Annotated in this window: 14 protein-coding genes; 9 read left to right on the top strand and 5 right to left on the bottom strand. The window is 35.9% G+C overall.

All coding sequences use genetic code 11. The annotated features are described in order from the left end of the window. From B8T70_RS07590 to B8T70_RS07580, 3 genes are all read left to right on the top strand, one after another. Window positions 1–1,170: gliding motility-associated C-terminal domain-containing protein (locus B8T70_RS07590; RefSeq protein ID WP_123912083.1), on the top strand; the 1,170-nt coding region annotated here is incomplete at its 5' end. 64 nt (window positions 1,171–1,234) lie between these two features. Next, on the top strand, window positions 1,235–2,140 hold the full coding sequence (locus B8T70_RS07585) for a type IX secretion system membrane protein PorP/SprF (protein ID WP_039118362.1): 906 nt from the start codon (window positions 1,235–1,237) through the stop codon (window positions 2,138–2,140). Window positions 2,141–2,151: 11 nt separating this feature from the next. Beyond that, window positions 2,152–4,107, top strand: a complete 1,956-nt coding sequence (locus tag B8T70_RS07580; RefSeq protein ID WP_086894489.1) for an OmpA family protein — start codon at window positions 2,152–2,154, stop codon at window positions 4,105–4,107. Window positions 4,108–4,283: 176 nt separating this feature from the next. On the opposite strand, the gene B8T70_RS07575 is transcribed toward B8T70_RS07580, so the two are convergent. Beyond that, window positions 4,284–4,859 (bottom strand): metalloregulator ArsR/SmtB family transcription factor, encoded by a 576-nt coding sequence (locus tag B8T70_RS07575; protein ID WP_207621520.1) that lies wholly within the window; start codon window positions 4,857–4,859, stop codon window positions 4,284–4,286. A gap of 465 nt (window positions 4,860–5,324) precedes the next feature. Between B8T70_RS07575 and B8T70_RS07570 the strand changes: the two genes are divergently transcribed. The 4 genes from B8T70_RS07570 to B8T70_RS07555 all read left to right on the top strand — a co-directional run bounded on the left by B8T70_RS07570 (window position 5,325) and on the right by B8T70_RS07555 (window position 11,847). Continuing rightward, window positions 5,325–5,822 (top strand): DUF2480 family protein, encoded by a 498-nt coding sequence (locus B8T70_RS07570; protein ID WP_086894488.1) that lies wholly within the window; start codon window positions 5,325–5,327, stop codon window positions 5,820–5,822. A gap of 8 nt (window positions 5,823–5,830) precedes the next feature. Continuing rightward, window positions 5,831–6,955, top strand: coding sequence for an efflux RND transporter periplasmic adaptor subunit (locus B8T70_RS07565; protein ID WP_086894487.1), 1,125 nt, complete (start codon window positions 5,831–5,833; stop codon window positions 6,953–6,955). 6 nt (window positions 6,956–6,961) lie between these two features. After that, window positions 6,962–10,111, top strand: coding sequence for an efflux RND transporter permease subunit (locus B8T70_RS07560; protein WP_086894486.1), 3,150 nt, complete (start codon window positions 6,962–6,964; stop codon window positions 10,109–10,111). Between the two features lie 350 nt (window positions 10,112–10,461). After that, on the top strand, window positions 10,462–11,847 hold the full coding sequence (locus B8T70_RS07555) for an efflux transporter outer membrane subunit (protein ID WP_086894485.1): 1,386 nt from the start codon (window positions 10,462–10,464) through the stop codon (window positions 11,845–11,847). Between the two features lie 97 nt (window positions 11,848–11,944). On the opposite strand, the gene B8T70_RS24180 is transcribed toward B8T70_RS07555, so the two are convergent. After that, window positions 11,945–12,736: a response regulator transcription factor gene (locus B8T70_RS24180; RefSeq protein ID WP_086894484.1), complete on the bottom strand. Its 792-nt coding sequence runs from the start codon at window positions 12,734–12,736 to the stop codon at window positions 11,945–11,947. 67 nt (window positions 12,737–12,803) lie between these two features. On the opposite strand from B8T70_RS24180, the gene B8T70_RS07545 reads away from it, so the two are divergent. Together B8T70_RS07545 and B8T70_RS07540 are read left to right on the top strand one after the other, a co-directional pair. Beyond that, on the top strand, window positions 12,804–13,451 hold the full coding sequence (locus B8T70_RS07545; protein WP_086894491.1) for a DUF1349 domain-containing protein: 648 nt from the start codon (window positions 12,804–12,806) through the stop codon (window positions 13,449–13,451). 124 nt (window positions 13,452–13,575) lie between these two features. Then, window positions 13,576–14,874 (top strand): M20 family metallopeptidase, encoded by a 1,299-nt coding sequence (locus B8T70_RS07540; RefSeq protein WP_086894483.1) that lies wholly within the window; start codon window positions 13,576–13,578, stop codon window positions 14,872–14,874. A 227-nt stretch (window positions 14,875–15,101) separates the two neighbouring features. Here B8T70_RS07540 and B8T70_RS07535 read toward each other — a convergent pair whose 3' ends face one another. From B8T70_RS07535 to B8T70_RS07525, 3 genes are all read right to left on the bottom strand, one after another. Further along, window positions 15,102–16,511 (bottom strand): MFS transporter, encoded by a 1,410-nt coding sequence (locus B8T70_RS07535; RefSeq protein WP_086894482.1) that lies wholly within the window; start codon window positions 16,509–16,511, stop codon window positions 15,102–15,104. Between the two features lie 31 nt (window positions 16,512–16,542). After that, on the bottom strand, window positions 16,543–17,613 hold the full coding sequence (locus B8T70_RS07530; RefSeq protein WP_086894481.1) for a nitronate monooxygenase family protein: 1,071 nt from the start codon (window positions 17,611–17,613) through the stop codon (window positions 16,543–16,545). Between the two features lie 125 nt (window positions 17,614–17,738). Continuing rightward, window positions 17,739–19,733, bottom strand: coding sequence for a TonB-dependent receptor (locus tag B8T70_RS07525; RefSeq protein WP_086894480.1), 1,995 nt, complete (start codon window positions 19,731–19,733; stop codon window positions 17,739–17,741). Window positions 19,734–19,761 lie beyond the last annotated feature (28 nt).

Here is a 19,761-nt window from a genome sequence, read left to right as displayed (position 1 = left end):
GTAGTAATTGGAACCAATCCAGGCGAAGTAAAACTAACGCCAGTAACTGTACCAACAGGACTCACACTAAATCCAGATGGAACAGTAACCGTATCTCCAAATACACCAGCAGGAAACTATGATGTAACCTACAAAATATGCGAAGTGACCAATCCGACAAACTGTGATGAAGTAACTTCAGTAGTTGTAGTAGGAGCAGCGGTGATAGATGCAACAGATGATAACGTACTCTTTGCAGACGGAATAAACGGAACACTAGAAGCAATTAATGTATTAGACAATGATAAATTAAACGGAAGCAGAATAAACAACCCAGCCGTTGTAACCATAAAAAGCCTAACCGTATTATCAGGAATCACATTAAACGAAGACGGAACAATAGATGTAGCGCCAAATACACCAGGAGGTACCTATACACTAAACTACCAAATTTGTGATGCCATAAACAAAACAAATTGTGTAAGCGCCAAAGTAACCATTTTTGTAGCCGTACCATCGATAGCCGTAATAAAAACAGCCACATTCAATGACGAAAACAAAAGCGGTTATGCCAATGCAGGAGAAACGATCACCTATACCTTCAAGATAACCAATACCGGAAACACCCCGCTGACAAACGTAACAGTTAGCGACCCACTTCCAGGACTAGTTATGACAGGAAGCCCAATCACATTAGGCGTAAATGAAACCGATGAACACACCTTTATAGGCGTATATGTAATCAAACAATCCGACATCAATGCCGGAAAAATAAGCAACCAGGCCACCGCATTTGGAACCAGTGCCAACGGAATCACAGTAGAAGACAAATCCGATTACACCAGTAATGTAGACGACAACCCAACGGTATCCCCAATAGAAGGCTGCGTAATAAAAGTCTTCAATGCCATCTCACCAAATGGAGATTCCATGAACGAGAGATTCTACATCCAGGGACTAGAATGTTATCCAGAGAATACCGTAGAGATATACAACCGATGGGGAGTTTTAGTATTCGAACGCGAACACTACAACAACGAAGAACGCGCCTTTAGAGGAATGTCCGAAGGACGCACCACCGTAAAACAATCCGATGGACTGCCAGTAGGAACGTACTACTACGTACTAAAATACAAAGACAGCGAGTCCAATGCCCACCAGGAAGCAGGATATTTATACATCAATAAATAAAAGTAAAAAACAAATAGAAACGGCTTAGCCCTAAAAAGCTAAGCCATTCTTAAAAGAAAAATAAATGAGAAAATTAGTAATCGTTTTTATGTTTTTTTCCGCAGTAAGCCATGCACAACAAGATGCCCAGTTTACACAATACATGTACAATACCATCAATATAAACCCAGCCTATGCCGGTTCCAGAGGAGCCATGAGCATCTTTGGACTATACCGTACCCAATGGGTAGGACTCGATGGAGCACCCGAAACCAGTAGTTTTTCCCTAAACACCCCGTTAAACAATAGCAACCTGGGACTTGGAGTATCCCTGGTAAATGATAAAATAGGACCAACAAACGAAAACACATTCTCGGCCGATTTATCCTATACCGTACCCACATCCGAAACCTTCAAGCTATCCTTCGGGATCAAAGCCACCGCCAACCTGTTCAATTTAGACATCGGTAAACTAAACCCAGAACAACAAGGCGACCCACAGTTTCAAGACCTAAACAGCAAATTCACCCCCAATATAGGAGCAGGAGTATACTGGCATTCCGATAAAGCCTACATCGGATTATCCGTACCCAATTTTATCGAAACTAACAGATACAACGATAACGACATCGCCATCTTCAAAGACAAAATCAACTACTACCTAATAGCCGGATACGTATTCGATCTAGACCCCTATATCAAATTCAAACCAGCCGTACTCACCAAAATGGTCGAAGGTTCCCCACTACAAGTCGACCTGTCAGCCAACTTCATGTTCAATGACAAATTTGTAGCCGGAGTCGCCTACAGATGGAGTGCAGCCCTAAGCGCCATGGTAGGATTCCAGGTAAGCGACGGATTATATCTAGGCTACGCCTACGACCGCGAAACCACCCGCCTGAACAACTACAACTCAGGTTCCCACGAGATATTCCTGCGATTCGAATTCTTTAATAATTACAGCCGAATAACCTCACCAAGATTCTTCTAAAACCATCAAAGATGAAAAAAAACTATATAGCCATCACCTTCACCCTCCTTTTAGTACTGATAACACCAAACGGAAGAGCACAAAGCGCAAGCCAGCACAAAGCCGATAAAGACTATAACCAATACGCCTATATCGATGCCATTGCCACCTACGAAAGAGTAGCCGAAAAAGGATACAAAGACCAGGAAATGTTCCAAAGACTAGGTAACGCCTACTACTTTAATGGTGAACTAACCAAAGCTGCCAAATGGTACGAAGCCCTTTTTGAAATGAATCCAGAACAAGAACCCGAGTACTACTACCGCTACGCACAAACCCTAAAAGCCACAGGAGATTATGCCAAAGCAGATAAAACCCTCGAGAGCTTCAACAAAAAAAAGACAGCCGATAAAAGAGGAGAACTATTCGAAAACAATAAAAACTACCTCGAGCAAATAAAAGCCAACTCAGGGCGATACGAAATAGCCGACGCAAAAATCAACTCCACCCAAACCGATTACGGAAGCGCCTATTACAACAACAAACTCGTATTTGCATCCGCCAGAGATACCGGAGGCATAGCCAAAAAAACATTCAAATGGACCAATAAATCCTTCACCAACCTATACACCGCTGAAATAAAAGCCGATGGAACACTAGGAACACCAGAACGATTTCAAAAGAACATCAATTCCAAATTCAATGAATCCACACCCGTTTTCACCAAAGACGGAAAAACAATGTACTTTACAAGAAACAACTACCTGGAAGGAAAAAGAGGCAAAGACAACCAAAAAATCACCCTGTTAAAACTCTATAAAGCAGAACAAATCGATGGCAAATGGACCAACGTAAGCGAACTACCATTTAATAGCGACCAGTACAGCACCGCACATCCCGCACTAAGCAATGACGAGAAAAAACTATACTTCGCCTCCGATATGCCAGGAACACTGGGCCAATCCGATTTGTATAGCGTAACGATAAACAGCGACAAAAGCTTTGGAAAACCAGAAAACCTAGGAAAAACAATCAATACCGAAGGCAGAGAAACCTTCCCGTTTATAGCAAACGACAACCAGCTATATTTTGCCAGCGACGGACGACCAGGACTAGGCGGACTCGATGTATACGTTACCAAAATCAATGATAACAACAACGATAACACCTTTACAACAGTACAAAACGTAGGCGCACCAATAAATAGCAAGCAAGACGACTTTGCATTTATCATCGATAGTGAAACCCAAAAAGGATACTTTACCTCCAATCGAGAAGGAGGAAACGGCAACGATGATATTTACAAACTAACCCAAACCAGAAAACTAAACTGCGAACAAACCCTAAAAGGAATAGTAAGCGACAAAGAAACCAATGCCATACTAGAGAACGCCAAAGTAACCCTGCTCGACGAGCAATTTAAAACAATAGGCGAGGTTACAACAGCAGCAAACGGAACATATAGCTTTAAGGTAGATTGTAACAAAACCTATCATGTAAGAGTAGCCAAAGAAGATTATGAAACCATAGAAACTCCAGTAATCATAAAAGAACAATCAGGAGAAACAGACCTAAATATAAAATTAGAAAAACGCATCAAGCCAATCACAGTAGGAACTGATTTGGCCAAAACACTAAACATACCTATCATTTATTTTGATTTAGATAAATCCATCATCCGCAAAGATGCCGCCTTCGAACTAGAGAAAATCCTGGCGGTAATGCAGCAATATCCGAAGATGAAAATCGATATTCGCTCCCATACCGATAGTCGTCAAACAGCCAAATACAACCTGGCATTATCAGACAGAAGAGCCAAATCAACCCAACAATGGTTGATAAAAAACGGAATTAAATCTAATCGATTAACCGCCAAAGGATATGGTGAGAGTCAATTAGTAAATCACTGTTCCGATGGAGTTCCTTGCACCGAAGCAGAACACCAATTGAACAGAAGAAGTGAATTTATTGTTGTTTCAATGGACTAAATTTAATTAATTGTCAATCAATCAAAAGCCCTTTCTAAAGTTTAGAAAGGGCTTTTTTAGTTTTCAGTTTCAGTTTTCAGTAGCAGAGAAATTAACCGCAAAGAGCGCAAAGTTTTACTGTAACTGTAACTGTAAACTGAATACTGAATACTGATACTGTAAACTGCCACTAAAAACTAAATACTAATCTGATAGGCACATCTTCTTTCGCCCGCAATGATATGACTCACACGATTAATGCTAACTTCTTTTCCTAATACAGATCTAAATGTATTTAATTCGGAAGAACAAAAACCTTGGCAAATTGTAGCAGCAGCACAAATAGGACAGTGATTTTCGACAAAAAGATACCCATCGTCATTCTTAGCGTATTCCGCCATATAACCTTCTCTTGTTCTTATTTCGACAAGTTTTTCTATTTTTTGTTCCAAATCATTAATAGTATCAATTTCTTCATGATACTTCTTTTTCCCACTTTCTTCATATACATCAATAACCGCTTGCATAGTATCTCCGCCCATAGCGTTAATAATGTTAATCAGCTTTAGGGTTAATTCAGCATGAGTATCGGGAAACTTCGAATTTCCATTCGCCGTAAGGCTAAAAGTTTTTTGAGGTCTACCAACACCTTTAGACTCTTCTTGAGGATGTATAAAATCTTCTTCAACAAGTTTAAGTAGTTGTTGTCTAACGCCTTCCTTTGTTATCTTAAGCTCATGCGCAATCTCGAGAGCCGTAAGAGGACCTCGCATTTTGAGCAACATTAAAATCTTATTTGTAGTCATAAATTAATAAAACAAGTATTTAGTTGTTTTATTATGCAAAAATATTAATTTTGCATAACTTATCAAAGCTCATTGCCAGATATTATTATCCTAAGAGCAATCAATATTGAGAGTTACAGAAATTATTAATACAAACTATAGATTATGGTACTAGAATTACAATCACCACCCATTAGTTCATATGATAGGATTAATTTACCTGTATATATCGTTCCGTACTGGAATGTGTTAATGAAAATCTACAAATAGTACATACTCTCCATTATAGATTTTAGAAATCTCAAAAACCTTTAGTTAAAGTGTTTTTTATAGCATGCTCAACATACTAGAAAAATAGTATTCAAGTTGGGCGGGGGATACCTATGTCCAAAAATCAGCAAAACTCAAAAATTAAAATTCAATAAATAACTCAATTTTTTAATAATCCAAAATATGGAAATAATAAATAAAATAGATGCTTCTGGCATACAAACTCTCGATTTACGGTCGTATAAACCCATCGAAAATGATTTCATAATATTTGATATTGTACCATTTCTTATAGAAGATTTTATGTTGCAAGAAAAGACATTCCGATTAGAAATGGCTAATATCGATTGGAACCAATATAAAGGAAAAGATGTAGTAATCACTTGTTCTAATGATGCCATAGTTCCGCTTTGGGCGTATGTATTAATCAGTTCATTACTAGCTCCGCATGCATCGATAGTGGTGTATTCGACAACTGGAAATCACGAAGGAATTTTATGGATGGAAAGAATAAGAAAAATAGAATTTTCGGCTTTTATCAATCAAAAAGTAGTGCTTAAAGCCAATTCGTCCATACCCGAAGAAATTCTTGTATTGGTCACAAGCCAATTAATTAAATATGTACAAACCCTAATGTGGGGAGAAGCAGGTTCTCCTTTAATGATTTACAAAAGAAAATAAACGAAATAATGAAAAGAAGAATAGCAATACTGATTATAGGAACACTTTTGATAGTTTCATGTAATTCTAAAAACGCAGAACAAACAGAAAGTCCAGTAGCATATCCCACGCTTACGATAAAGGCACAAAAAGCCAATGTTTCAGTCGAATTTCCAACGACTTTAGAGGGAGAACAAACTGTTGAAATACGCTCTAAAGTAGATGGATATATAGAGCAGGTTTATGTAGAAGAAGGTTCGGCTGTAGCCAAAGGACAACCTTTATTTAAAATAGATGCCAATAGTTATTTGCAGGAAGTAAATAATAAGAAAGCAGCAGTTCTTGCAGCCGAAGCTAGTTTGGAAACTGCCGTTATCCAGACTAAAAGAACAGCAGCATTGGCAGAAAAGAAAATTATAAATAACTATGAATTGACATCTGCTAAAAATATTGAACGAGTAAAAAGAGCCGAATTAAGTCAGGCAAATGCCGATTTATCTGCGTCTAAATCCAAACTAGCTTTTACCAATATCGTGAGCCCGATAAATGGAGTTGTAGGAAGCTTGCCATTTAAAACAGGAAGTTTAGTAAGCAGTTCGGCACCAGACCCTTTAACTACAGTAGCTAATACCAAAAACATCTTTGCTTATTTTTCTTTAAGTCAGCAACAATTAAACTCTTTTTTGAGTCAATATTCAGGGAATCAATTAAAAGATAAATTCAAGAATATGCCCGAAGTTTCATTAGTAACTGCTGATGGAGAAACATATCCATCAAAAGGGAAAATCCAGACTTTAAGCGGAGTATTAAATGCAAGTACAGGTTCGGCAAATTTTAAAGCAGTTTTCCCAAATCCAGAAGGTAAATTATGGAGTGGAGCAAGTGCCACAATTGTCATTCCAACACAGTTTGAAGCTGCGATTTTAGTTCCTAAAAAAGCAGTATTTGAGTTGCAGGGACGCTTTTTTGTATTTACTGTAGATGCAAAAAATGTAGTGCATAATACCGAAATAAAAATAAGAAACACCTCAACAGAAAAAGAATATGTAGTAACCGAAGGCGTAAAATCTGGAGATACTATAATTACAGATGGGATAGGGAATTTAAGGGATGGAGTGAAAATCGCACCGATAGTTCCTTCATCAAAAAATTAAAAAGACATGTTTAGAAAATTTATAGAAAATCCGGTATTATCCACCGTAATATCGATAATCATAGTGATTTTAGGATTACTAGGATTAGCTTCGCTGCCCATATCACAATACCCCGAAATTGCGCCACCTACAGTTGTTGTAACCGCTTCTTACCAAGGAGCAAGTGCCGATGTGGTTATGAAAAGTGTGATTGTTCCGCTAGAAGAACAAATAAACGGAGTCGAGAATATGACCTATATGACATCTACCGCCAGTAGTAATGGTAGCGCGTCGATAACCATATTCTTTAAACAGGGTACAAATCCCGATATGGCAGCGGTAAACGTTCAGAACAGAGTTACTAAAGCTACAAGTTTGTTACCAAATGAGGTTATTAAATCGGGTATTACAACTAGCAAACAGTTAAGCAGTACCGCTTTTAGTTTCTTGTTATATAGTAAAGACGGAAAGTACGACGAAAAATTCCTTGATAATTATTTGAGGATAAATATTATGCCCGAGATGAAACGTGTTGAAGGAGTAGGAGGAACTGAAATTTATAGCAGTCAGGAATATTCAATGCGTATTTGGTTAAAACCCGATGCAATGGCAAATCAAGGATTAGTTCCAGACGATATTATTAAAGCATTACAAGAACAAAATATTGAAGCTGCACCTGGAAAAATTGGAGAAAACAGTAAAGAATCGGTACAATATGCTCTAAAATTTACAGGAAGACTTGAAAACCCTGCAGAGTTTGAAAACATTGTTTTGAGAAGCGGTAAACAAGGAAGTTTATTACGTTTAAAAGATGTTGCCGATATCGAGTTTGGTGCTTTAGATTATACCACTTCATTAATCACCCAAGGAAAAGTTTCTTCGGGAGGAGCGATAAGTCAGATTTCAGGATCTAATGCTCGAGAATTAATTATTGCTTGTGAAGACATATTAAAAAAAGCATCTAAGGATTTCCCTCCGGGATTAGAGTATCATACTTTCTTAAATGCCAATGATTTTCTAGACGCGTCTATCGAAAAGGTAATCTATACGATTATCGAAGCATTTATTTTGGTTTTCATTGTTGTGTTTATCTTTTTACAAGATTTTAGGTCAACATTAATTCCGGCGATTGCAGTTCCTGTATCGATTATTGGTACTTTCTTTTTCTTGAAACTATTCGGATTTACGATTAATTTATTGACTCTTTTTGCTTTGGTTCTTGCCATTGGTATTGTGGTCGATGATGCGATTGTAGTCGTCGAGGCAGTTCATGCCAAACTAGACCAAGGCGCAAAATCGGCTAAGAAAGCAACCATTCATGCTATGAGCGAGATTAGCGGAGCGATAATATCTATTACCTTAATTATGTCGGCGGTATTTATTCCTGTTACATTTATTACAGGTTCTGCTGGTGTATTTTACAAACAATTTGGTTTAACATTGGCAGTAGCCATATTAATTTCGGCAATTAATGCATTGACTTTAAGTCCTGCACTTTGTGCTATTTTATTAAAACCACACGACCCAGAAAAATCAAATCATCCTAAAGGTTTCTTACCAAGATTCTATGCGAGTTTTAATGTAGCTTTTGAAACTGTTACAAATAAATATATTGGTGCTGTTCGATTCCTGATTCGTAGAAAATGGATTTCATTAGTTGCAATTGCACTATTCGGAATGGTATTTTATGCTTTAATAAAAACAACACCAACAGGTTTTGTACCTAATGATGATGGAGGAGCTATTTTTGGGAATGTGGTTTTACCACCATCTTCGACACTGGAACGTACCGAAGAAATTACAAAAGAAATAGATAGTATTGCGAGAAGTATCCCCGAAATAGAACTTTCATCAACCCTTTCGGGAATGGATTTAATTCACGGATCTGGAGGTTCTTACGGAGCATTATTCATAAGACTGAAACCTTGGAATGAAAGGAAAGGTAAAACTCAGGATGTTAATTCAATTGTGAGTCAGTTGTTTGAAAAAACTTCACATATAAAAGGAGCAAGTATTATTTTCTTTGCTGCACCAACTTTGCAAGGATTTGGAAACAGCAACGGATTCGAAGTGCAACTGCAAGATAAAACGGGAGGTAGTTATCAGAATTTTGATAAGAATATCGGAAAGTTTATGGCAGCAGTTAATCAGCGACCAGAGATAATGTATGCTACAAGTCCGTTTAATATTGGTTTCCCAGAAATGGAAGTCAACGTAAATGTGGCAAAGTGTAAAGATGCGGGTGTATCTGTAAATACTGTTCTTAATACGCTTCAGGGTTATTTTGGTGGAATCTACGCTTCGGATATTAATAAATTCGGAAAGCAATATCGAGTAATGTTACAGTCACATCCTGATTACAGAGCGAAAGAGAGCGATATAAATAAAGTTTTTGTTCGAACAGATAAAGGAGTAATGGCACCAATTTCGGAGTTTGTAACATTAAAGAAAACGTATGGTCCAGAATTTTTAAATCGTTTTAACCTGTTTACATCTACTACTGTTACTGGTGCGCCAAATGCAGGATATAGTTCGGGAGATGCGATAAAAGCAATCGAGGAAGTGGCAGCACAAACACTAGAAAGAGGGTATACTTATGAGTTTTCTGGTTTAACCAAAGAAGAACTTTCCAGCGGAAGTCAGACAACATTGATTTTCGGACTTTGTTTAATCTTTATTTACTTCTTGCTAAGTGCACAATACAAGAGTTATATTTTACCATTTTCGGTGTTGTTATCCTTACCAATAGGACTTGCGGGAGCATTTATATTTGCGAATCTTTTTGGAGTAGATAACAATATTTTCCTTCAGATAAGTTTGATAATGCTGATTGGGCTTTTAGCCAAAAATGCCATTCTTATTGTAGAGTTTGCACTATTACATCGCTTAAGCGGAAGAAGTCTTGTGCAGTCGGCAATATTCGGAGCGAGAGCAAGATTACGACCTATTTTAATGACCTCGTTTGCTTTTATCTTCGGATTGATTCCGTTGATGATTGCTACAGGAGCAGGAGCATTAAGTAACAGGTCTATTGGTACAGCAGCCGTTGGCGGAATGTTGATTGGTACATTATTCGGGGTTTTTGTGATTCCGGTTTTGTTTATCATTTTTCAGGCTATGCAGGAAAAAGTTGGAGGAATAAAAGAACCTGCGCATGAGCCGAGAATGTTAGATTAGATAAGAAAGGAACAAAGGTTTGGAGGCTCAGAGTAGCAAAGGTTCAAAGGTTCAGAGGGAATAGCTTTGCGATTATTTTACCGCAAAGGGCGCAAAGTTTTTTAGATGGATGGTTTTATAAAAACGCAAAGCTCGCAAAGCTTTGCCTTGAACCTTCTTTGAGAACCTTATGATAAAATTTTAACCGCAAAGGACACAAAGTTTTTTACAAGGATGGTTTTATAAAAACGCAAAGTTCGCAAAGCTTTGTATTGAACCTGCTTTGCGAACTTTGCGTATCCCGACGCTTCGGGATTGTGAACCTTGCGGTTAATTTCACCCAAATAAATAAAAAATAAAAACATATTATAATGAAGAAATATAATTATAAATTAATAGTCATTATACTGATTGTTGCCAGTATATGGAGTTCGTGTAAAATCACTAAATCCTATTCAAAACCTGCAACAACAGTAGAATATCGTGAGCCTGAAAATAAGGATACTACAAATATGGCAACGATGAAATGGTCGGAGCTATTTACTGATGCAGCTTTGCAGCAACTTATTTCCGATGGATTAGCGGCAAATCTGGATTTAAAGATTGCAGTAGAACGCATTAACCAATCTACAGCAAATCTTAAACTGAAAAAAGCTGCTTTCTTGCCTTCGGTAGATGGGAATGTTTCGGTAAAAGAATCCAGATTGGCTTTCCCGCAAGGATTTGGACTTTTCGACCAATCAACACAATATGATTTGGGAATTACAGCAGGATGGGAAGTAGATGTTTGGGGAAAATTAAAAAGTGCTAAAAAAGGAGCTATTGCTAATTTATTGGCTACAGATGCTGCCAAACGTGCTATTCAGACTCAACTAATAGCCAATATTGCCAATTCATATTATGAGTTGCTTATACTTGACGAACAATTAAAAGTACTTAAAAAGACAGCCAAAAATAGAGAAACTGATGCCGAAACAATTAAGGTTCTTTTCGAAAATTCTATTATTAATGGAGTAGCTGTTGTGCAGAGTGAAGCCAACTTTTATGAAGCTGAATTAGCGATTCCGGATATAGAACAAAAGATAACCGAAACCGAACATGCTTTATGTGTGCTTCTGGCAAAATCTCCAACTAAGATTGTACGTGGTTCTCTGGAACAACAAAAGCTTGTTTATGATTTAAAAATTGGGGTTCCGATGCAGCTTTTGGCAAACAGACCAGATGTACAACAAGCCGAATATAATTTTAGAGCTGCATTTGAAGAAAGTAATGTAGCAAGAGCTTATTTTTATCCTAGTTTGACTATTAGTGGAGCAGCTGGTTTTTCTAGCTTCGGATTAAAAGATTGGTTTACAAACGGTGGACTTTTTGGCAATATAGCCGGAGGGCTTGCACAACCAATTTTTAATAAAGGAATCAATAAAGCGAGATTGGCAACAGCATTGTCTTTGCAAAAAGAAGCGTTGTATAATTTTGAACTTTCGATGTTAAAAGCAAGTGAAGAAGTTTCGAATGCATTGTCTAAATATGATAACGCAGCTTTAAAAGAAGAAAAAAGGAAAAAACAATTAGAAGCATTATTTAAAGCGGTAGATTTTAATAAAGAATTATTAAACAATTCGACGACTAATTATACCGATGTGTTAACAGCCGAACAAAATTTACTAAATGCACAATTAAGAGGAATTGATGATCAAAGTCAGAAATTGCACGCCGTTGTAAACTTGTATCGCGCTCTTGGCGGTGGATGGAATTAATTTAAAAAATAAATGATAATTATTTAATTTGTTGGTTTTATTTGAAGCAGGGGATAGTTGAATTGAAAAACTATCCCTTCTTTTTTTTGGGGAAATTCTAACGTGGTATTAATCCCGTGGCATTTGCAATTCTGCAGGCTTCCATGGCATTATTGACATTGAGTTTTTCAAAAATATTTTGGCGATGCCTATTTACTGTATGTATGCTCAGGGACAGTTTATCTGCGATTTCTTTGCTTCGCATTCCTAAATTAATAAGCTGAATAATTTCTCCTTCTCTTATCGATAGCAAATCATCAAAACGGCCTTGTTCGCTATCTAAAATTACCCCTGTAGCGGTATTAATAATCACTCCATCAGGAACATCAAATCCAGGATAATCATATACCATGTTGTATAAGCAAAGTACTAGTGAAACATTTCCTTCATCTGTGCTGCTAAGATATAGTAAGCGATGTTTTATCAAAAGATATTTACCTTCGTTGTTTTTAATTCTCAGTTTGGTAATTACATTATAATTAAGGCGCTCATTTAAACTAATAGACTTCAGTAGCTTAAAAAACTGAAACTCAAGTCGGTATTTTTTCTGAAGATCCTCCGGATGAACCCGGCTCAATAATTCATCTTCCCAAATAGAGTTTATGGCTGTTTGCTTGGGTTCAAATCCCAGTTGCTGAGCGATTCCGCCAGAATAAATATAACTTTTTCTTTCTTTTAAATCGCTAAGTACACTAATTGTGTTTTCTAGTTTGGCGTATAGTTTAGCGATCATTTTACCATCGTCGAGTTGCATATTAGGCTGAGAAAAACCTGAAAAAGGCTGAGAAAATAGTTTTATATCAAGTAACTCACGAATATTTTCAGTATCCTGATGGTTATTTATAGCCATTTGATGTAGAATATTAATTTATAATTTTGGAATGCACAAGGTAACATTTCAAATCTATAACAAACTTATGAAAAAAACTATATTAGCTATTGGGCTCTTATTGAGCTTAACTGAAATAAATGCACAGAGTCTTGAAAAAATGCATTGGTTTAATGAGCCTGAAAAATGGCAGATAAAAGACAATAGCTTAATTATGCAGGTTACACCAAAAAGTGATTATTGGAGAATCTCGCATTATGGATTTACTGTTGACGATGGTCCATTTTATTACAGTATGTACGGAGGTGAATTTGAAACAAAAGTAAAACTAACAGGAAATTATAAAACCCGTTTCGACCAGATGGGACTTATGATTCGTGTAGATGAAAAAAATTATATTAAAACCGGCGTTGAGTTTGTAGACGGTAAGTTTAATATCAGTACGGTTGTAACACATGAAAAGAGCGACTGGAGTGTGAATGTACTGGACAAAGTTCCTCCTTTTGTATGGATTAAGGCTGTACGCAGATTAGACGCTGTAGAAATTTATTATTCTTTGGATGATAAAAACTATATTCTGACTCGTAATGCCCCATTGCAGGATAATATCCCTGTTATGGTAGGACTTATGGCAGCTTGTCCTGATGGAAACGGATTTGAAGCAAAATTCGAAAATTTTTCTGTAAAACATCTTGCAGATCAGAGACGTTTAGAGTGGCTTAAAGATCACCAATAGACCTTTTTTGCATTATTTGGAGTTCTAAATTTGAAAGCTTTTTGGGCTATTTAATAAAGAATGATTAAAAACATGTAACCTTTATATTATTAATGCCGTCTATAAAAGAACAACCTTCAAACATATGAAACTTATTCTATCAATATTTATTCTGGTATTTATCTTTAACTTAGAACAAATAGATAAAGAAAATCCGTCAGGACTATCTGTCGAAAATGCAATTCATAAACGCATTTCGGCAGATACTGACAAAATTTACGGTAAGCTGGTAGAACTTAGAAGAGATTTTCATGAAAATCCCGAATTGGCAGGAAATGAAAAACGTACCCAGGAAATCATAAAGCAATATTTGTTAGACTTAGGGATCGAAGTTGTAATGGATGTACACGGGTATAGTATTGTGGGCATTTTGAAAGGAGAAAAAAAAGGAAAAAGTATTGCGTGGAGAGCGGATATGGATGCCTTGCCAAATGATTTTCCTGATAAGGTTGATTTTAAATCTAAAATAAAAGGAATACAGCATGGTTGCGGACATGACGTACATCTTGCAATTGCACTGGGAATAGCCGAAATACTTTCGAAAAACAAAGCATCATTAAAAGGAACAGTTTATTTTATATTTCAATCAGAAGAAGAAACATTTGTCGGAGCAAAAGGTATGATCGACAAAGGCTTATTTTCTAAAATAAATCCCGAAGAAATTTATGCTCTACATATAAGCGCGTTGCCGGTAGGGGAAATTATGGTGAAACCAAATGAAATGTTTGCGTACCAAAAACGAATCAGAATCAAATTGAAAGATGAATTGTCGAAAGACGAAACCAAAGCGCTTACAGCGAAAATTCAGAGTTTGCTTTCTCGTAACCAAAGCGGTACAAAACCATGGGAAATACAATCTATGCTTGATCCTGAAATTGGATTAATGAATCAGAATACAATTTTTAAAGATTATCTTTTTGTCGACGGTCAATTTAATGTCTACTCAAAAAATGGAGAACTTTTTTTAGAAGCCTATCTGTATGAAACCAATAAATCGAATCTGCCAAAAATAATACCTGAAATAGAAGAGTTACTGGCCAAAGAGAAATATACCCAAAAAGTGATCTCACTATCTTTTATACAAGAAAATCCAACAGTAATTAATGATGAAAACTTGACCAAAAAAGCCATAAAATCGCTAAATAAAATTTATGGAAATAATTTGATGGTAAATGATTTTGGACAAATTCCATATTTCAATGATGATTTTGCTTATTTTCAACAAAAAATACCAGGAGTATATTTCTTGTTGGGAGGATCAAATAGTGAAAAAGGGATTGTAGCAATGAATCACGCCCCTAATTTTACAGTTGATGAAGAAAGTATAAAAATAGGTGTTAGGAGTTTCTCATCTTTAATAATTGAAAGACTAAATACCAAATAGCAACCGCACATCTTTTATGCATGAAAAATAGAATAATTATTGATTTAACATTTTTATCTGTCAATGCTTTTGTACAAAAAGAATGAAGCCTAATCATTTATTCGACGATAAATAAACAGAAGTAAAGAAAAAAGAGATATAAAAAAGCCTGTAATTATTATGTTTACAGGCTTTTTTATAAAATTATGTCAAGTAATTTATTGCTATGGTGAAGCAAAAAAATGCAGTTAAATTCCTGACTTTAAATTGTCACCATCTTTATCATGCAGTCTTCTGAAAACTAAACCAGATAGAATTGTCAAAAAGCCCACAACTAAAAATGTATATCGAAAAGCATTGTGAATTTCGTTGTGAATGAGTTTTACATCACCCTGAAAAATTTTGAGAACCAATAGTCCGAAAGCAATACCAAAACCAATAGCCAACTGCTGATTTACAGAAACTAATGAGTTACCACTACTTGTATGATAGTTTCTTAAATCGGCAATAGAAATAGAATTCATAGAGGTAAACTGTATGGAGTTAAAGAAACCCAATACCGAAATAATAGGAACATACCAATAGATAGATGTATGAATAGATGGAATGGCAAGAGCGCAAATTAGGACACCGATAATAAAGGTATTCACCATTAAAGTCTTTCTATATCCGTAAGTATTTAAAATTTTTATTACTGCCGATTTTCCAAACATAGCAGTAAGAGCCATGGGAGCAACAATCCACCCCGAGGTTACTGCCGATTGACCGTAAGCAATCTGAATCATCATAGGTAATAATAAAGGGATTGAACTAAAACCCAAACGAGTAGCGAGATTACCTATTATGCCCACACGAAAGGTTCTTACCTGAAATAAATTTAAAGGGAAAAGAGGATTTTTGTCAGTCACAGCATGACGATAGTACCAATACAACATTAAAAAACCTGCCATTAAGATCAGTAAAACAGGTGTTAACTGAACTGTGTTGCCAAATAATTCTAAAGAAATAGACAAGAGGAGCGAAGCTGCAGCAAAGATAAGGAAGCCTTTTAAATCAAAATCGATTATAGGTGATTTGTAATCAGGCATGTATTTTAAACTTAAAAGAATACCAATAATTCCAAACGGAATATTGATCAGGAAAATCCAGTGCCATGATAAATAATCGACCATATACCCACCAACTAATGGACCCAATACCGGACCAATTAAGGCAGGAATAATGGCAAAATTCATTGCCTTTAATAACTCTTTTTTAGGGAATGTTTTAATAAGTGCAAGCTTTCCTACTGGTGTCATTAAACTTCCTCCAATACCCTGAATCACACGGGAAAAAACCAAATGAGTTAAATTTTGGGAAAGCGAACAGAATAAAGACCCAACACTAAATAACAATAACGCAAACATAAATACTTTCTTGGTGCCGAATTTATCAGATAAAAATCCGCTAACAGGCATAAAGAGTGCTAAGGTCAGAACATAGCTGATAATAGCATTTTGCATGTCCAGCGGTGATTCGTTTAAGTCTTTGGCAATAGAAGTTATCGACGTATTAAGAATAGTAGAATCAAGCATTTGCATAAAAATAGAAGTCGCCAAAATAAGTGGTAATACTTTTTTGATTGTTTCATTATTTTGCCCTGCACTATTTGCATTCATATTTTTGTTTGGTTAGAATTTAAATATGGATTTATTTCAATATTTTATTAGTTTTATTAATTAAGGAGAGCATTAATTCTTTGGCATTAGTATGCTTTAGATTAATTGCATTTTGTCCAGACCAGAAATTAATCAATTCGGTTTTTCCTTGAGCGAATGCAGCTGTTTTAAGAGCAGCTATTAATCTTGTCTGAAGCGGAAATGGTAATACTTCGGTTTCAAACTTTATTTCTTCGGCAATGCGATTGGTCATCATTCTACCCATTCTTCCAGTAAGCGATTTAGAAAGTAAGGTATATTGTGAAGCTTCAGAAAACAATGCTTTTTTATGTTCGGGTGTGGCACCCGATTCATCGCAAGCTAAAAAAGCAGTTCCTAATTGTACCGCATCTGCGCCTAAAGTAAGTGCTGCAGCAACACCTTTAGCATCTACAATACCTCCGGCGGCTATAATGGGTGTTTTTATCTTGGCTTTCAGCTGTTGTACTAAGGCAAATGTACCTGTTAAAGAATCTTCTGCGGGTTTTAGAAAAGAAGGGCGATGACCACCAGCTTCAAATCCTGCTGCAACAATGGCATCAACTTTATGACTTTCGAGAAATAAAGCTTCATCTAGGGTAGTGGCACTACCAACAGTTTTAATCCCTAAACGACGGCATTCGTTTAATATATCTTCTGATGGAACTCCAAATGCAAAGCTGAAAATGGCAGGTTTTATCTGGAACAGAACTTCAACTTGCTGTTCAAATTTTGATGGAATGTCAATATTTAGATCAGGAATCGGAATGTTTAATTGATCGAAATAAGGCTTAAATATGGTTGTTATTCTTGCTAAACTTTCGGGCGAATAATTTTTCAATCGTTCATCGACATCCGATACCCACAAATTAATATTATATGGTTTGTCTGTTGCTGCATTTATTTTATTGCCAGCTTCCAGAATTTCTTGTGGTGTAAGCGTATAAGCTCCAAAACTACCCAAACCTCCCGCATCTGAAACTGAAGTAAGTAAATCTACAGTAGAAAAACCTGCACCCAATGGACCTTGAAGAATAGGGTATTTAATTTTCAGAATTTTGGTTAATTTGGTTTTGTGCCACATAATTTTGTTCTTTCTTACGATTAATGACAGAAGTAATTATTAGTAAACAAGATTTTTATTTACTGTTGATATCAAAATTAATCATTTCTGAATTAAGAAATAATCAGAATCCTAATTTTCATTACTTAAAACAAACTATAAGAAACATTAATAAAAAAGTTTCTTCCTTGTCTCGGAATCTTATTCCAATCAGAGAATGTGGTGTAATATTTATCAAGAATATTTTCGATTCCAGCCTGAATATTTAACTTGTTATCGTTCCATGGAAATGTATATCCAGAATTGAAATTAAAAATTACATAATCAGGTGTTTTGGTTTCTCCATATACCGAAGCGAATTTTGTTTTCGCCAGATTTCCAGAAGCGCCAAATCCTAAATTAAAGTTCTCTTTTTTGTATTGAATGCTTCCCGAATAACGCAACGGACTTATAAATGGCAGATTATTGTTATCATTATCTTTTCCGTAGCTATAAACGAACATGGTTTTGAAATTCCAGTTTTCGGCTATTTTATATTCTAGGTTTAAATCGGTATTAAAAATTGATGCATAATTTAATGCATTATATACTTTTACTCCCGAGGCTCCAATAGTCATAGGTTGTATGTTAGCATCAATTTTCCCGACGATATAATCCTGAATATGGAAAAAGGAAGAAGTTAATTTTGAAGTAAATTTTTCGGTTTTAAATCCAAATGAGAGATTAGCTTCAAATGATTTTTCGTTTCTCAGATTTGGATTTCCTACATAATCATAAAAATCATTACTATTGTACAAATAGTATCCATATCCCTCTGAAACTGAAGGTGCTCTTTCGCCGTAGGCTAAACCAAAACCATATTCTAATTTATCGTGATGCACGTGGTAATTCCCAGAAAGGCTTTTCAGAATTCTATTTTTGGATGCATCCATATCAGGATAAAAAATCTGTAGACTTTGTAAACCAAATTCATCAGCCACTTTATTAGAATGCATTCCGATGTTTGCAGAAAGTTTAATATCAGTATTTGAGGAAATTTGTATTGCATCTTCTAGATATAATCCGTTATAAAGTGTTCGCACATCGGGCCAAGTGTACATAAACATTGCATTTTCTTTGGGATTGTTTGGATACATTGTCATCTCGGCAACCGATTTGTTATAAAAACTATTCAGGTTTGCCATGAAGTGATGGTTTTTAAATTTCCCCTTTAGTTTAGAGTAGTATCCGTAGGTGTCTGACCAACCTGGCATATCCATATGAATAGGGACGCTTGGTCTTTTGGTATCATCCATTTTGTGAGTAATGGTGTTAAAGTATACTTTGGTTTCCCAATTGGTAAAATATTCAGAAGCAGGAGTATAGCTATAACGCAACGAAGTTATTGTGGCTTTGGCCAAAGAAACGTCCATTGGTAGCGCAGGATAACCTACATCTGTAGCTTTATCATAAATTATCGAACCTTCTATTAAACTCTTTTTGTTTAAATAATAACCCGCTGTTGCCGATAGGTTGTATTTTGTAAACTGCGAAAAGTTTATTTCTTCATCGTTTCCCGCTTTGTAATTTTCGGCATCACGATACATAAAATCAGTATTGATATAAAAAGAGCTATTGTTGTAACCTATAGATGTTCCTATGATTTTATGTTGATTATTGGTTTCATATCCCGTTCTTAAATTCCCATTCCATCCTAATTCTCTTTGAGTAAGATTGGTTCGTTTTAAATCAATTCCACCGCCAATTGTAGGGCCATGACAACTTCCTTGCTGACCTGAAGTAATATTGGCCTCAGACAAGTTTGATATCTCTACATAAGAAGTTACAGGATCCATTTTATCGGTACAAGCTCCAAAAATTCGCATGCCATCAATCGTGATAACAGTACGTTCAGTAGCCATACTATTGATAATAGGTTCGAGTGCATATCCGCCTCTTCGTACCATATTTACTTTAGATGATTGTTGTAAATATTCTTCGACAGTCGCAAGAGATTTTGGTTGTTTTTGATATACTGGCGTTTTTTTTCCAATAACAATAATTTCATTAAGATCAATGGGCGAAATACTATCTTTTTCTTTTTTCTGTGCAAAGCAAATAGTTGAAAATGCTGCTAACAGAATTGTTGCTATAATTTTCATAATATCACAAATGGGGATGGACTAAGCG

This window comes from Flavobacterium sp. AJR (assembly GCF_002156885.1).
In the GTDB taxonomy this organism is placed as follows: Bacteria; Bacteroidota; Bacteroidia; order Flavobacteriales; family Flavobacteriaceae; genus Flavobacterium.
Note: the sequence above shows the minus strand (reverse complement) of the source record. Positions and strands in the feature narration are given on the sequence as shown.